Here is a 15,143-nt window from a genome sequence, read left to right as displayed (position 1 = left end):
CGGCGTGCTGCTGGCCATGGGCGAGACCATGGCCGTGGTCGTGCCGACGGACGGCTCGGTGGTGCAGGCGGACGGGTTCCTCGTCGACGCCGGCGGCGCCGAGTCGAACGTGCTCGCGCACGCGGCGGCCCTCGGAGTGCCCGCCCGCTGGCACAGCCGGCTCGGAGCGGATGCGCTCGGCGAGCGCGTGCTGCGGCAGCTGTCCGCCCGCGGCATCGACGTCTCCTCCGTGGTCGCCGATCCGGAGCACCCGACCGGGCTGTACGTGAAGGACCCGGGGCGGGGCGTCGTCTACTACCGCTCGGGCTCGGCCGCCTCCCGCCTCGACGAGGCGGACGCCGACGCGGCGCCGTTCGACGGGGTCGCGCTCCTGCACCTCTCGGGCATCACCGCCGCGCTCTCGGAGCCGGCCGACCGGTTCCTCCGCCGCGCCGCCCTGCGCGCCCGCGAGCTCGGGATCCCCGTGAGTGTCGACGTGAACCACCGCGCGGCCCTGTGGAGCGCCGAGGACGCCGCTCCCGCGCTCGCCGACCTCGCCCGCCTCGCCGACGTCGTCTTGGTCGGCCGCGACGAGGCCGAGACCCTCTGGGGCACGCCGACCGCGGCGACGTCCGCGCGCTGCTCCCCGATGTCGCGGAGCTCGTGGTCAAGGACGGCCACATCGGAGCGACCGTGTTCTCGGGCTCCGAGACGGTCTTCGAGCCGTCGCACGAGGTCGAGGTGCTCGACGCCGTCGGCGCGGGCGACGCCTTCGCCGGCGGCTACCTCGTGGCCCGGATGCTCGGCGCCGACCTCGGCGAGCGCCTGCGCAGCGGGCACGACCGCGCCGCACTCACCCTCGCCCTGTCGGGCGACTCCGTCGACGAGAGGACCGCACGATGACCACCGTGACCGCACCCGCCACCGAGTGGGCCGAGACCTTCGACACCGTCTTCGCGGGAGCACCGCTGATGGCGATCCTCCGCGGGATGGGCGTGGAGCGCTCGATCGCGCTCGCGACGACCGCGTGGGACCTCGGCATCGACTCCGTCGAGGTGCCGTTGCAGACCCCGGAGGACGAGATCGCCCTGCGCGAGGTCGCGCGCCTGGGCGCCGAGCGCGGCAAGACCGTCGGCGCGGGCACGATCCTGCGCGCCGAGCAGGTCCCGATGTCGCGCGCGGCGGGGGCCGGCTACCTGGTCTCGCCGGGGCTCGACCCGCTGATCGTGGCCGCGGCCGAGGCGGAGGGACTGCCGCTGCTCCCCGGAGTGGCCACGCCCTCGGAGGTGCAGCAGGCGGTCTCGCTCGGGCTCACCTGGGTGAAGGCGTTCCCCGCCACCTGGCTCGGCTCCGGCTGGTTCGCGCACATGCGCGGCCCGTTCCCGGGCGTGCGCTTCGTCGCGACCGGCGGCCTCGACGCCCGCAACCTGCAGGAGTACCTCGACGCGGGCGTCCGCGTCGCCGCCGTCGGCTCCGCCCTCGAGGACCCGGCCCAGCTCGACCTCATGGGCGCCCTCCTCGCCCGAACCGCCTAGCCGCTCGCCCACGAGGGAACCCCGGACGGTCGAGGGAGCCTGCTCGCGCAGGCTCCCTCGACGTTCCGGGGTTCCCTCACGCCCGGCGTGGCCCCGGCCTGCTGGTCGAGCAGCCCCGCAGGGGCGTATCGAGACCCACCACCGCCGAAGGGGCGCCCCGAGACCCACCGCCGATGAACGGCGCGGGTCCCGGGACGCCCCCGTCAGGGCGGTCCGCTCAGCAGCGGAAGGCGGGGTGGTCGATCGACTGCTGATTCGTGACCGGCTTGCCGTCGATCGTCGCGGAGACCGCGACTCCCACCGTGCCCGCCGCAGTGCTCGCCGAGCGCGTCGTCAGCGCCGCCACCGCGCTCTTGCCCGGAGCGACCGCCGTGAACGACTTGGCGCCGAAGGCGGAGGTCATCGCGACGTCCACCGGCACGTCGGCCGTGTTGGTCGCCGTGACCGTCAGCACGACCTTGCCCGCGACGCACCGGTTCTGGACCTTCAGGCCCAGGTCCGGCAGCGGCGACGGCACCGCCGCGACCGCGACCCACGAGACGACGGGCTTCTCGCTCCCCGCCCCCTCGTTGGTGATGCGGTACTCCACGGTGCCCGCCCGCGCGAGCGTGAAGGTCAGGTCTCCGGAGAGCCGGGGCGTGGTGGCCGAGAGCGGCACGTTGCCCTTCGCCAGCTCCTGACCACCGGCCGTGACCGTGTGGTTGAGGGTGCGGTTCATCCCCCACCACTCCGTGAACCCGCCCGTGAGCGTGTAGGTCCCGGCCTCGAGCGGCAGTCGGTACACCTGCAGCGTCGTGTCCTGGTACAGCCCGGTCGAGTACTTGTCGTTTACGTCCGTGCCGGCCTTCACTCGGGTGCCGTCGGCGACGTAGCCCCACTGGTCGGCGGCGGTCGAGGCCCGGTCCGACACGGCGTTGCGCAGGCCCGGGACCGACCCGCTCACCGCGGCGTACTGCGGCGAGGAGGTCGCCGCGGTGCCGGAGTCGATCCAGTACACGAGCGAGTCGGGCACGATCTCGAACTTCGCGACGACGATGCCGCCGCCCGCGGTCGTGCCGCGCGCCGTCAGCGCCTCGTAGGGGGTGCGGGTCGCGGCGACGGAGTCGGCGCTCCAGGTGACCGGAGTGGCCGCGCCGTCGAGGACGACCGTCGCGGGCAGGGCCGCCGTGGTGCTGAGCGCCCCCTGGAAGCCGACGTCGCGGGGCACGCTGCGCACGGTCACCAGGGCGAGTCGCGCGTTGTAGCCCGAGGTGCCGTCCGTTCCCAGAGCCACGTCCACCACTCCGGGGGCCGTCAGCGTCACCTGCTGCGAGATCGGCGTCGCCGCTCCCGTCGAGACCGCGGCGACCCGCTTGGAGGTGCCGCCGGCGGTGACCGTCGACGCGATGTTCGTGGTGAGCCCGGGTCGCGGCGCCTGGACCGTCGTCACCTCGTACGTGCCCGCGGGCAGGGTCAGGTGGTAGACGACCGGCCGGTTGAAGTCGGCCGGGACGTAGGACGAGCCCCAGTCGGCGGCGGTGCCCCCGGCGACGGCTCCGGTGGAGGTCGTCGAGTAGCCCCAGGTGCTGCCGGCGGTGCTGCCGTCCCACTTCTGGTCGGCCGCGCCGTTCAGGACGCCCGGCTGGGCCGTCTTCACCGCGGAGTACGCGGACGGGGTGCCCGTGCCGGTGGCGCCGGAGTCGATGAAGTAGCGCAGGTCGGCCGGAGTGACGAGCAGCGCCAGGGTGACGCGCTGGAAGACGCCGGTCGAGGCGACCTTCTCGGTGGTGCGGCCGGTGACGGTCGCCGTGCCGAGCTCCGCCGCGGTGGCGAGCGCCTGCGCCGCGCTCGCGTCCCACGTGATCGCCCGCTCGGCTCCGTCGAGGACCAGCGTCGCCGGCAGTCCCTCGGCCCTGGTGCGGGATGCGAGACCGAGGTCGCGGACGTCGCTGCTGACCCCCTCCGGCACGAGCCGGGCAGCGGAGTCGGCGAGGCGGGCGACCTGCGCGGCCGCTCCCTCCGCATCGAGGCCGACCGCGGCGGGTCCGGCGACGGCCGCGCGGGCCGTCTCGCGGATGCTCGCGAACGGCGCCCACGTCTGCGGGGTCCACTCCGACTGCACGAACCCGTCGGCGGTGGCGAGCGCCGCCCGCAGTGCGGCGGTGTCGACGCGCCGGAGTCGGTGCCGGCCGGCACGATGCCGACGGCGTCGACGTTCAGCACCGCGTCGTTCGCCGTGCGGAGGGTCACCGTGTGCTCCCCGGCGGGCAGGCCGCGGAGGGTGAAGGTGGTGCGCTCGCTGCCGGCCGCCCAGGTCGGCGCGTTCGCCACCACCTGCACGCCGTCGACGATCGCGTCCAGTCGGGCCGAGCCGTCGTTCGAGCCCAGCACGTCGATGCCCGTCCCCGTGAAGGTGTAGGTCAGCGACGCTCCCCTGCCCGTGCTCTTGGAGGCGGTGCGCTGCCACTCGAACATGCCCTGGCCGTTCACGTGCGTCCACTTCGAGTCGAAGCGCAGCACCGGGGTCGAGACGTCGGCCCAGCTGGTCTGGTGCATGCCGTCGATCACGGTCGTGTAGTACGGCGTGAACCCGGGGACGCGCTCGATCCGCAGGTCGTCGAACTGCGTGAAGGCGAACGCGGAGCCGAGCTGCACGCGACCGGCCGCCTGCGGCGCCGCGTCCGTGTACGAGGTGATCTGCACGCCGTTGAGGTAGGCGGTGTACACGCTGCCGGCCACCTGGACGGCGAGGGTGTTCCAGACGCCGGTGCCCGACTTGAAGGCCGTGGCCGGAGTGTCGGAGGCCCTGCCCGAGGCGACGGCGGTGCCGTAGCGCAGCAGGCTCCAGGCGCCGGTCGCGTCGACCTTCAGCTCGGCCGCCGAGACGTTCGAGCCGTTGGCCGTGCCGCCCTGCTCGCGGGCGCCGAGGGTCGCATAGGGCGTCCCTCCGGCCTCGAACAGCACGTCGACGGAGGCGCGGTAGTTCGCCCAGCGGTAGTCCCCGATGGTCGTCTTGGGGTCGCCCTGGTTCCAGGCGCTGCCGTTCATGCCGGTGCCGATCTGCTGGCGCAGCACGCGGTCGCGGACCGGGTCGCCGGTGGCCACCGACTCGAACGCGCCGTTGGTGTCGTTCGTGTAGCGCGGGATCGCTCCGTCGTCCTCGGGCTGCACGTTCGGCGTGCCCGCGGGCTTCGTCTTCGCGCCGCGGCTGCCGAGGAAGCTCTCGTCGGACGGCGACAGCGCACCGGTGGCGGGGTCGTAGTCCTGGATCGCGGGCGCTCCGGAGTAGTCGAAGTCGTCGGCGTAGAGCGTCGCGTCGGTCGTGACGCCGTTCACGGCTCCGGTCGCGTCGGTGTCGAGGACGTCGCGGCCGCCGCCCGGAGCGGTGTACTCCGGCGCGGTCGGGAGCTGCGATCCGTAGCCGTCCCGCGCGGTCAGCGACCCGTCGGCCGCCGCCGAAGCGTGGTCGAGCGTCGTCGCGGTCGCGGTCGACCAGGGCTTCACGGTCACCGTCCAGGTGCCGCCCGCGTCGGCGGCGAGCTCCTGCACAGGCACGACGTAGTTGGCGTCGTAGGCCTCGCCGGCGTCGGCCGCACGGGTCTCCCAGACCTCCATCGTCGCGTCCGACCCGAGCTGCAGACCGCTCGCGGTGATCGAGTACGTCTTCGGGAACGGGCTGTCGTTGACCATCACGGTCGAGAAGTCCGACCCGTCGGGAGCGGCGAGCGTCGTGTACGAGGACGCTCCGGTCGAGGCGCCGCTGGGCGGGTTGCCGCCGCCGAGGGCGCTGCCGGAGGCCTGCGGGATCCCGCGCCAGATGCCGGCGGTGTTGTCCTCGTTCTCCCAGCCGAGCTCGGCGAACTGCGTGTACTGCTCGACAGCGGCGAGTCCGCCGTCGTAGTAGAGCCAGCCCGACCACGGGTCGCGGGCGCTGACGAGCTCCTTCGAGGAGTACTGGAAGCCGTCGTAGAACGAGCCGATCGCGGGCTGGAAGATGTTGAGCGTCCGCAGCGACTTGGCGAAGCCCGAAGTGACCCAGTTGCTCATCTCGAGCGGGCCGTTCGCCCCGCCCATGCCGGTGCCCGTGCCGCCCTGGCCGTCGGCGTTGGTGTTGTTCGGGCGGTCGGCCGAGTTCGAGAACGTGGCCTGACCCTCCGAGTTCCAGATCTCCTTGTCGTACGTCTGCGCGAACTTCTTCAGGTTCCCGTTGGCGTCGTCGGCGGTGGAGTAGTGGAACCCGACGACGTCGACGGCGTCGCGGAGGGAGGAGTCGGTCGGCGAGTTGAGCGCGTCGCCGAACGACGTCGGCGGGGTGCCGACGGTGTCGGCCGCGACCGTCCTGATCGAGCGGTAGAGGTCCTTCTCGGTCTCGGAGGCGAATCCGCTGCTCGGGTCGCCGGCGCTCGCGCTCACGTAGCCCGTGCTGTCGCCGCGGAGCCAGCCCGAGAACGTCTTGTAGAGGTTCAGGTTCGGATTCGTGGTCTCGTTCGTGTCCGGGTTGATCGAGTCGACCATGACCCCGTACTCGCGGTACGCGGCGAGGACCGAGTTCTTGAACCAGACGTACTGGTCGGCGTCGCTCGTCACCCACGTCGGGCGGCTCCAGCGCAGCAGGCTGACGTGCACGTCGCCCTCCGCGACCTTCTGCGCGTCGGCGGCGAGCTGGAAGCCGGGCTCGCGGAGCACGTTCGGGTACTCGTCGCGCGAGCGCATCGTGGAGGGATTGGGCCCGGTCGAGGTGTTGCGGTCGTTGCCCATCTCGATCTTGACCGTGGTCATGATCGGGTGCGCGCCGCCGAAGAGCGTCTCGAGCAGCTCCCAGTACTTCTCGGGGTGCTGCGACTTGTAGTCCAGCAGCAGCGCGCTGGTCGAGTTCGCCGAGAGGATCCCGAAGCCCTTGAAGGTCAGGGCGTTGCGGCTCTGGGCGGCGGCCGCGACGTCGGCGCCGGTGACCGAGACGGCCTGGACGGTGGGAGCCGCCTCGGCCGACGGAGCGGGGACGACGGCGGTGCCGAGGAGCGCGCCGAGCGCTCCGAGCGCGAGCAGTCGACGTCCACCCCCTCGGTGTCGGCGCGACGCGCGGGCGTCGCGGCCGGGTGAACGGTCCGGGCGGGGGAGGATCGACATCTCGGGGCCTCGTCTTTGAGTAGGAGAATGGTTCTGATCACTTCTGGCGTGTAGTGCGCACCTAGCGACAGCGATGTCGCGAAGTGATCCACAGCGAACCTATCGAGGGGGCGGCGTGGAGGCAATGGATCCGCGGAATCCGACGGGCAGCGGGGCGGAAGCGCCTCGCCGGTCGCTCGCCGTTTCGATCACAAACGATCATCGACTGGCGGAACGGGTGCGGCGGACTCGCGTCGAGAACCGTCGACCGCTGTTCGCGATCCCGTCATTGACCGCACCCTCGCACCCTGTTAGCTTCTGTAACACTTAACAAGTTCGTTCAGACAGACGGAGAAGTCATGGCCTCGTCCTCGACCGCCGCGGAGCTCATCGCCCGCTCCAACCGCCTCGGCGCCGATCCGAAGAACACGAACTACGCGGGGGGCAACACCTCGGCGAAGGGCGTCGAGACCGACCCCGTCACGGGCGAGCCCGTCGAGCTGCTCTGGGTCAAGGGCTCCGGAGGAGACCTCGGCACGCTGAAGGAGTCCGGCCTCGCGGTCCTCCGCCTCGACCGCCTCCGCGCGCTCGTGAACGTCTACCCCGGCCTCGACCGCGAGGACGAGATGGTCGCCGCGTTCGACTACACGCTGCACGGCAAGGGCGGCGCCGCCCCCTCGATCGACACCGCCATGCACGGCCTCGTCGACGCCGCGCACGTCGACCACCTGCACCCCGACTCCGGCATCGCCTTCGCGACCGCGGCCGACGGCGAGACGCTCACCGCCGAGGCCTTCGGCGGCACCGTCGCCTGGGTCCCGTGGCGCCGCCCCGGCTTCCAGCTCGGCCTCGACATCGCCGCCATCAAGGACGCGAACCCCGGAGTGATCGGCGCGATCCTCGGCGGCCACGGCATCACGGCGTGGGGCGACACGAGCGAGGAGGCGGAGGCGAACTCGCTCCGCATCATCGAGACCGCGGCCGCCTACATCGCCGAGCACGGCGCTCCGGAGCCCTTCGGCCCCGCCCTCGAGGCTACGCCGCGCTGCCCGAGGAGGAGCGCCGCGCCAAGGCCGCTGCCCTCGCCCCGCACCTGCGCGCGATCGCCTCGCACGACAGCCCCCGGGTCGGCCACTTCACCGACTCCCCCGAGGTCCTCGACTTCCTCGCGAGCACCGAGCACCCGCGCCTGGCCGCGCTGGGCACCTCCTGCCCCGACCACTTCCTCCGCACCAAGGTGAAGCCGCTGCTCGTCGACCTGCCGTCGACCGCCTCCGTCGACGAGATCCTCGAGCGCCTCCCCGCGCTGCACGAGGCGTACCGCGCCGACTACCAGGCCTACTACGACGCGCACGCGACGCCCGAGAGCCCCGCGATCCGCGGCGCGGACCCGCTGATCGTCCTCGTGCCCGGCGTCGGCATGTTCTCGTACGGAGCGAACAAGCAGACCGCCCGCGTGGCCGGCGAGTTCTACGTCAACGCGATCAACGTCATGCGCGGCGCCGAGGCCATCTCGACCTACGCGCCCATCGACGAGGCCGAGAAGTTCCGCATCGAGTACTGGGCGCTCGAGGAGGCGAAGCTGCAGCGGATGCCGAAGCCCAAGCCGCTCGCCTCCCGCATCGCGCTCGTGACCGGCGCCGCCTCCGGCATCGGCAAGGCCATCGCCACGCGCCTGGCCGCCGAGGGCGCCTGCGTCGTCATCGCCGACCTCGACCTCGCCAAGGCGCAGGCCGCCGCGGCCGAGCTCGGATCGACGGACGTCGCGATCGGACTCGCCGCGAACGTCTCGGACGAGGCCGCCGTGCAGGCCGCGATCGACGCCACCGTGCTCGCCTTCGGCGGGCTCGACCTGGTGGTCAACAACGCCGGACTCTCGCTCTCGAAGTCGCTCTTCGACACCACCGTCGCCGACTGGGACCTCCAGCACAACGTGATGGCCAAGGGCTCGTTCCTCGTCTCGAAGGCCGCGGCCCGCGTGCTCGTCGACCAGAAGCTCGGCGGCGACATCATCTACATCTCGTCGAAGAACTCGGTCTTCGCCGGCCCGAACAACATCGCGTACTCGGCCACCAAGGCCGACCAGGCCCACCAGGTGCGCCTGCTGGCCGCCGAGCTCGGCGAGCACGGCATCAAGGTGAACGGCATCAACCCCGACGGCGTCGTCCGCGGCTCCGGCATCTTCGCCTCGGGCTGGGGCGCCAACCGCGCCAAGACCTACGGCATCGAGGAGGAGGACCTGGGCAAGTTCTACGCCCAGCGCACGATCCTCAAGCGCGAGGTCGTCCCCGAGAACGTGGCCAACGCCGTGTTCGCGCTCTGCACGTCCGACTTCTCGCACACGACGGGGCTCCATGTTCCTGTCGACGCTGGAGTCGCGGCGGCGTTCCTCCGATGACCGCCACCGAAGGGCTCCAGCGATGAAGGCCGTCGCCGCCGTCGACCTCGGGGCGACCAGCGGACGCGTCATCCTCGGCTACGTCGGCCACGACGAGCTGCGGATGCGCCACGTCGCGCGGTTCCCGAACCAGCCGGTGCGCACGCACGAGGGCGACTCCTCCGCGCTGCACTGGAACATCCTGGAGCTCTACCGCTCGCTCACGGCGGGGCTGACGAACGCCCTCCGCGAGGAGCCGGAGGTCGTCTCGATCGGCGTCGACTCCTGGGCCGTGGACTACGCGCTGCTGCGCCAGGGGCGCATGCTCGGCGCTCCGTACCACTACCGCGACGAGCGGACGGCGCGCGGCGTGGCCGACGTGCACTCCCGCATCGGCGCGGAGGAGCTGTACCAGCGGAGCGGCCTGCAGCACCTGCCGTTCAACACGCTGTTCCAGCTCGCGGCCGAGCGCGACGTGCTCGCGCTCGCCGATCAGGCGCTGCTCGTGCCCGACCTGATCGGCTACTGGCTGACCGGAGTCGCGGCGACCGAGATCACGAACGCCTCGACCACGGGCCTGCTGAGCCCGCACACCCGCGCGTGGGACGACGACCTCCTCACGCGCCTCGACCTTCCGCGCGGGATCCTCGCGCCGCTGATCGAGCCGGGCTCCCGGCTCGGCTCGCTCCTGCCCTCCGTCGCCGCCGATCTCGCGCGCCGGAGAGCCTGGGCGTCGTCGCCGTCGGCTCCCACGACACGGCCTCGGCCGTCGTCGCGGTGCCCTCGACCGACGACAACGTGGCGTACATCTCGAGCGGAACCTGGTCGCTCGTCGGCGTCGAACTCGAGAAGCCGGTGGTCTCGCTGGAGGGTCGGGCCGCCAACTTCACCAACGAGGGCGGCGTCGACGGGCGCATCCGCTACCTGAAGAACGTCTCGGGTCTGTGGCTGCTGTCCGAATCCATCCGCACCTGGGAGAAGCAGTCGGGCGATCGCATCGAGCTGCCGCTCCTGCTCGCCGAGGCCGCCGCGATCCGCGGGCGCATCACCACGTTCGACGCGGCCGACGAGCGCTTCGTCGCCCCGGGCAACATCCCCGGCCGCATCGTGGAGTGGTGCGTCGAGAACGGCCTGGAGCAGCCGCGCACTCGGGCGGAGTTCGTGCGCTCGATCCTCGAGTCGCTCGCCGAGGCCTACGCCGTGACGCTCGAGCAGGCCTCGGCGCTCTCGGGCGTGCGGATCGACGCCGTTCACGTGGTCGGCGGAGGATCGCAGAACGAGCTGCTCTGCCAGCTGACCGCCGACCGCACGGGCCGCACCGTGCTCGCCGGCCCCGTCGAGGCCACGGCGATCGGCAACATCCTGGTGCAGGCGCGGGCGCAGGGCCTCGTCACGGGCTCACTGGAGTCGCTCCGCGCGATCGTGCGGACGGCGTTCCCGCCGGTGCGGTACACGCCCCGCACGCACTGAGGCGCCGGCGCACGCGGAAGCCGCGCCTTCGGATCACCTCCGGCTCGCAGGAACCCGTTCGGCTCGTCGGAGTCGGGGGATCCTGCGAGCCGAACCCGTTTCCGCGAGCGGGATCGAGCGGATCGACCACTCGTCGCGCACAGGCTCTTGCCAGGTACGCACCGGTCCCGCTACGGTCGACGGAGCCGAACCGATGAAAGGAGCCAGGCCATGACGCACGTCGCGCACTTCACCGCCGGCTTCTCCGGCGTCCACTCCGCCTGACCGGTCGAGCCTCCCGCTCGTCATCGCTCAGACGGTGACGACGCTCGAGAAGCTCCCGGTCCCGCGGATCCTCCGCGCGGATCGTCGTCCCGTCCCGGACCCTCGCGGGTCCCGCACCGCCTCCGCGGCGGTGCCTCCGCGCGCCCTCGAGCGCGCTCCTCCTCGCGCCCTCACGGCGCTCTCCGGCGCGCCCGCGCGCCTGCACGACAAGGACATCCTCATGAACACCGCACTCGGGGCGACCCGGTACGCCCCTCCCCCTCCCCGCCGCCTCACCGGCCCGCTCGACCGCCTCGCCCTGCGGGTCGGAGTCGCGCTCGTCGCGTGGAGCCGACGGGAGCGCCGCCTCCCCCTCCGCCACGCCGACGTCGTCGCCCTCCGCCGCGAGCGCGCCGACCTCCTCGAGCGCGAGCGCCGGCAGCAGCTCCTCCGCCTCCCCCGCTGACCGCCGCCCGGCGCACGCGGATCTCGAGACGCCCGCTCCGCGGACTACTCGATCAGCAGAGGACGTCCCTCGCTGGTCGAGCAGCCCCGCAGGGGCGTATCGAGACCCACGACGCCCGGGACAGCTCCCTCGCCCGCCGCTCACCTGTGGTCAGCGACCGGACAGCCGCAGCCCGACGAGCACGAGCCCCGCCGCCACAGCGGCAGCGCCGAACGCGAGCATCGCGGCGCTCCCCACCGAGCCGAGCGTGAGCGACGCCACGACGATCAGCACCGCGCCGACGACCAGCAGGGCCGCGGTGTACGCGGGGAGGAGGGTCCGATCATTCATACTCGGAGGCTAGTTGCCTGCCGCAAGCACACCAGCGCCGCAACGCTCCGCCTCACCTCTGCCGCCGCGGTGCACATCGCGCCGACTCTCTACGACTTTCTCCTGCTCTCTAGCGTTTTCTTTAGACAGCGCTAGATTGTGCTAGATGGAACCGGCACTCAATCCCTATGCACCCGGATCCGGCTTGCAACCGCCCGCCCTCGTCGGACGCGAGACCGAGATCGATGCTTTCGATCTGCTGATCGCCCGCTCGCGAGCAGGTCGGCACAGCCGCGGCCTCGTCTTGCACGGCCTCAGAGGCGTGGGGAAGACGGTGCTGCTCAACACCTTCCGCTCGCAGGCCGAGCGCGCCGAATGGCTGCTGGTCGACATCGAGGCGCACGCGTCGGAATCCGGCAGGGAAGCCGCGCGGCGCACTCTCGGACGCGAGATCTCGCTCGCCGCGCGCCGCCTGTACCGAGGTCGCGGAATGAGCGAGGCTGTCCATCACGCCCTCGGCACGATCCGGTCCTTCAGCGCTCGACTCGGGGACATCGGCTTCGAGGTCGGAGTCGAACCCGCGAAGGGCCGCGCCGACTCGGGCCGGATCGATGTGGACCTCCTCGAACTCGTCGAAGATCTGGTGCCGGCGCTGCACGAGCGCCAGATCGCCTTCGGACTGTTCATCGACGAGATGCAGGATCTCGACGACGAGCTGATGACGGCGATCGTCGCCGTTCAGCACCGCGCGGGACAACGGGAGTGGCCGTTCTACGTCACGGGCGCGGGACTTCCGACCCTCCCTTCCACGCTCAGCGCCGCCCGCTCGTACGCCGAGCGACTGTTCAACTACCGCGAGATCGGCCCGCTGAACGACACCGCGGCGAGACGAGCGCTCGTGGACCCCGCTCGGGTGCTCGGCGCCGCGTACGACGAGGAGGCGGCGGATCTGCTCGTCGCTTCGTCCCGCGGGTACCCGTACTTCCTGCAGACCTACGGGCAGGCCGCCTGGGATCTCGGGATCGGGCGCAGGATCACTCTGGACGACGCTCGCGGAGCGCTGGCGCGAGGGAATGAGGACCTCGACATGGGCTTCTTCCCGGCACGGTGGGACCGTGCCACTCCTGCCGAGCGGAACTATCTCGCCGCTATGGCGATCGACGCGGGGGCTCCCTCATCGACATCGCTGCTGGCGGAACGACTCGGCGCGAAGCCCAGCCGGGTCAGCCCGACGCGTCAGTCCCTCATCGAGAAGGGCATCATCTACGCGCCGGACCGAGGACTGGTCGCCTTCACAGTCCCTGTGATGGACGAGTTCGTCCGTCGCCGCCAGCAGGGCTAGCCGCTCGCATGCTGCTCAGTCCGCGTGGTCGGCGGAGATCGGAGTCGCGCGGATACCGTGGAGCATGCTCCCGGCTCCGACAGATCGACTGCGCTTCCGCGAGATGCGCCTCGAGGACCTCGACGACCTGGCCTCCCTCCTCGGCGATCCGGACGTGATGACGTACTACCCGGCACCGAAGACCCGCGACGGCGCCCAGGAGTGGATCGCCTGGAACGTCCGCAACTACGCGGAGCACGGGTTCGGCCTGTGGATCGTGGAGACCCGCGACGGGGAGTTCGTCGGCGACTGCGGCCTCACCTGGCAGGACGTGAACGGGACGCCGGAGCTCGAGGTCGGCTACCACGTGCGCACCGCCCTGCAGGGTCGAGGACTGGCGTCGGAGGCGGCGGCCGCGTGCCGCGATCTCGCGCGGGACGGCATCGGGGCCGAGACCCTGGTGGCGATCCTCCATCCCGACAACGCCGCGTCCGAGCGGGTCGCCCGGAGGATCGGCATGCAGCGCGTCGCCGACGACCTCGGCGGGACCCTCCCCGTGCGCACCGTGATGAGCATGCGACTGCGCTGATCCGACCGAGCGGGCGCCCCTCGGACACTCGCTGAACGGCCTGCGCAGGTCGTCGCCCGCTCCTCCACTGACCCCCCTTGAGGGTGACCGGGCGGCGCTGCACCCCGCCGTGGCGGGCGAGGCCTCCGCCCGGGCATGCGAGGCGGACCGCATCTCGTGGAAGGATCCCTCTCAGGGGGCTGCTGACCGGCTCACCGCTCGGTCTGACGGAAGGACCACGGGACCCGCCTTGCTCGACGCCACGACCCTCCGAGTCGCCTTCGGGGTCACCACGCTCACGCTGTTCCTCCTGTTCGCCTTCGTCACGTTCCGCACGACCCGCTCCGCGTTCAGCTTCTGGTGGTGCGCCGCGCTCGCCCTCTTCATGGCCGGCTCGCTCGCCTACCTCCGCGACTTCACTCCGGATCAGGTGTGGGCGAATCCGCTGGGCAACGGACTGATCGTGGCCGGCGCCGCGTGCGTGTGGATGGGCAGTCGCTCGCTGCGCGGCAGGCCCACCCCGTGGTGGCTCGTCGTCGGCCCCGCCGCGCTGGTCACGGCCGTGTCGAGCGCCGATTCACCGGCCGTGAACGACTGGTCCGGCGGTCCGCTCTACCTCGCTCTGATGGCCTCGCTCATCGGGCTCTCGACCCGCGAGATCGCGCTGCTCGACGCCGGGCACTCGCGCACCCGTTGGCCGCTGCTGCTGTCGTCCGCAGCCCTCGCGGCGTACTACGCGGTGCGGCTCGTCGCGTTCCTCGCGGCCGGACCGCGGAGCGACGTGTTCACCACCTGGTTCGGCACGCCGTCGACCACCCTGATCACGCTGATCCTCCTCGTCGTGGTGTCGTTCAGCATGGCGTCGCTCAGCGGCGAGCAGGTCGCGAAGATGCTCTCGGCCCGGGCGGCCCGCTCGCGCCAGGAGCTCGCCGACGGAGGAGGGGTGCAGCGCCGCCTGCAGCCCAAGTCCGTCCCCGACCTCCCCGGGTACGAGGTCGCCGGCGCCTGCGTGCCCAGCGGAGCGGTCAGCGGCGACTTCTTCGACTGGCAGCGCACCGAGGACGGTCTCGTGGTGACGCTGGCCGACGTGATGGGCAAGGGCGTCGGAGCCGCGATGATCGCCGCCACCGTGCGCGCGTCGCTCCGCGTCGCCCTCCCCACGCACGACCCCGGCCGCACGCTGGCCGCGGTCGACCGGGCCGTCGAGGCGGACCTCGAGGCGAACGAGGCGTTCGTCACCCTCCTGCACCTGCGGCTCGACGCGGCCAGCGGGGCGATCGAGTCGGTCGACGCCGGTCACGGGCTGGGCATCGTCTGCCGGGCCGACGGCTCCCGCGAGCGGATCCCCTCGCACAACCTGCCCCTCGGCGCGCTCGGGACGCAGGAGTGGCGCACCAGCAGCATCCGCCTCGATCCCGGCGACCTCCTGCTCGTCTGCAGCGACGGAGTGCTCGACCTCTTCGACGGGACCCTGGACTCGCTGAGCCGCGTGGCCGACACCGCGACGGCGGGCGAGCCGAGCGCCGCTGCCGCCGTGGCGCGCGTCACGCGCCTGGCCGCCGACGGCCTGCCGCCCGACGACGTGACCGTGGTCGCGATCCGCCGCACCGCGGACTGACCCGGAGCGGCGCATCGCCCGCGCGAGCCGCCGCGCACCGGGCTGCGACATCCGTCCGGAGCCCGCCCCGCGCCCACTCACGACGGCCGACGCCCGCGAGACGACCCGAACCCAGGGTCCGGCGACGCGACTGACGCCCGCTCGGTGTCCAGCTCGCGGCGCCGACGCCCGC

The 15,143-nt window shown here is 72.3% G+C and carries 9 protein-coding genes and 2 pseudogenes; 9 read left to right on the top strand and 2 right to left on the bottom strand.

Annotated elements, in window-relative coordinates:
- Window positions 1-16 precede the first annotated feature (16 nt).
- Together B0T42_RS22580 and B0T42_RS03945 are read left to right on the top strand one after the other, a co-directional pair.
- Window positions 17-882 (top strand): annotated as a pseudogene (locus B0T42_RS22580) (sugar kinase).
- Complete coding sequence (locus B0T42_RS03945; RefSeq protein WP_077222019.1) at window positions 879-1,514, top strand: bifunctional 4-hydroxy-2-oxoglutarate aldolase/2-dehydro-3-deoxy-phosphogluconate aldolase; 636 nt, start codon at window positions 879-881, stop codon at window positions 1,512-1,514. The pseudogene B0T42_RS22580 and the gene B0T42_RS03945 overlap by 4 nt, the downstream one beginning before the upstream one ends.
- 1,632 nt (window positions 1,515-3,146) lie before the next feature.
- Here B0T42_RS03945 and B0T42_RS03940 read toward each other — a convergent pair.
- The gene (locus B0T42_RS03940) at window positions 3,147-6,620 is read right to left on the bottom strand and encodes a hypothetical protein (protein ID WP_077222018.1); all 3,474 of its coding nucleotides are present in this window, start codon (window positions 6,618-6,620) and stop codon (window positions 3,147-3,149) included.
- A gap of 338 nt (window positions 6,621-6,958) precedes the next feature.
- Here B0T42_RS03940 and B0T42_RS03935 point away from each other — a divergent pair.
- The 4 genes and pseudogenes from B0T42_RS03935 (at window position 6,959) to B0T42_RS19895 (ending at window position 11,155) form a co-directional block, all read left to right on the top strand.
- Window positions 6,959-8,997 (top strand): annotated as a pseudogene (locus B0T42_RS03935) (bifunctional aldolase/short-chain dehydrogenase).
- 22 nt (window positions 8,998-9,019) lie between these two features.
- Entirely contained in the window at window positions 9,020-9,904 is an 885-nt protein-coding gene (locus B0T42_RS22205) for an FGGY family carbohydrate kinase (protein WP_342418199.1), read from the top strand.
- Complete coding sequence (locus tag B0T42_RS22200) at window positions 9,832-10,446, top strand: FGGY-family carbohydrate kinase (protein WP_342418198.1); 615 nt, start codon at window positions 9,832-9,834, stop codon at window positions 10,444-10,446. Before B0T42_RS22205 ends, B0T42_RS22200 begins: the two co-directional genes overlap by 73 nt.
- A gap of 484 nt (window positions 10,447-10,930) precedes the next feature.
- The gene (locus B0T42_RS19895) at window positions 10,931-11,155 is read left to right on the top strand and encodes a hypothetical protein (RefSeq protein ID WP_158078030.1); all 225 of its coding nucleotides are present in this window, start codon (window positions 10,931-10,933) and stop codon (window positions 11,153-11,155) included.
- A 150-nt stretch (window positions 11,156-11,305) separates the two neighbouring features.
- On the opposite strand, the gene B0T42_RS03920 is transcribed toward B0T42_RS19895, so the two are convergent.
- Window positions 11,306-11,485, bottom strand: coding sequence for a hypothetical protein (locus B0T42_RS03920; protein WP_077222016.1), 180 nt, complete (start codon window positions 11,483-11,485; stop codon window positions 11,306-11,308).
- Between the two features lie 145 nt (window positions 11,486-11,630).
- Between B0T42_RS03920 and B0T42_RS03915 the strand changes: the two genes are divergently transcribed.
- The 3 genes from B0T42_RS03915 to B0T42_RS03905 all read left to right on the top strand — a co-directional run bounded on the left by B0T42_RS03915 (window position 11,631) and on the right by B0T42_RS03905 (window position 14,971).
- On the top strand, window positions 11,631-12,806 hold the full coding sequence (locus B0T42_RS03915; RefSeq protein ID WP_077222015.1) for an AAA family ATPase: 1,176 nt from the start codon (window positions 11,631-11,633) through the stop codon (window positions 12,804-12,806).
- Between the two features lie 64 nt (window positions 12,807-12,870).
- Complete coding sequence (locus tag B0T42_RS03910) at window positions 12,871-13,374, top strand: GNAT family N-acetyltransferase (RefSeq protein WP_077222014.1); 504 nt, start codon at window positions 12,871-12,873, stop codon at window positions 13,372-13,374.
- Between the two features lie 229 nt (window positions 13,375-13,603).
- Window positions 13,604-14,971, top strand: coding sequence for a PP2C family protein-serine/threonine phosphatase (locus tag B0T42_RS03905; RefSeq protein ID WP_077222013.1), 1,368 nt, complete (start codon window positions 13,604-13,606; stop codon window positions 14,969-14,971).
- Window positions 14,972-15,143: the final 172 nt, after the last annotated feature.

The organism is Rathayibacter rhapontici (assembly GCF_001995175.1).
In the GTDB taxonomy this organism is placed as follows: Bacteria; Actinomycetota; Actinomycetes; order Actinomycetales; family Microbacteriaceae; genus Rathayibacter.
Note: the sequence above shows the minus strand (reverse complement) of the source record. Positions and strands in the feature narration are given on the sequence as shown.

Excerpts from the sequence above, each read along its gene's own strand:
- B0T42_RS03945 (WP_077222019.1), top strand. The coding sequence starts at position 879 with ATGACCACCGTGACCGCACCCGCCACCGAGTGGGCCGAGACCTTCGAC.
- B0T42_RS03940 (WP_077222018.1), bottom strand. The coding sequence starts at position 6,620 with ATGTCGATCCTCCCCCGCCCGGACCGTTCACCCGGCCGCGACGCCCGC.
- B0T42_RS22205 (WP_342418199.1), top strand. The coding sequence starts at position 9,020 with ATGAAGGCCGTCGCCGCCGTCGACCTCGGGGCGACCAGCGGACGCGTC.
- B0T42_RS19895 (WP_158078030.1), top strand. The coding sequence starts at position 10,931 with ATGAACACCGCACTCGGGGCGACCCGGTACGCCCCTCCCCCTCCCCGC.
- B0T42_RS03920 (WP_077222016.1), bottom strand. The coding sequence starts at position 11,485 with ATGAATGATCGGACCCTCCTCCCCGCGTACACCGCGGCCCTGCTGGTC.
- B0T42_RS03915 (WP_077222015.1), top strand. The coding sequence starts at position 11,631 with ATGGAACCGGCACTCAATCCCTATGCACCCGGATCCGGCTTGCAACCG.
- B0T42_RS03910 (WP_077222014.1), top strand. The coding sequence starts at position 12,871 with ATGCTCCCGGCTCCGACAGATCGACTGCGCTTCCGCGAGATGCGCCTC.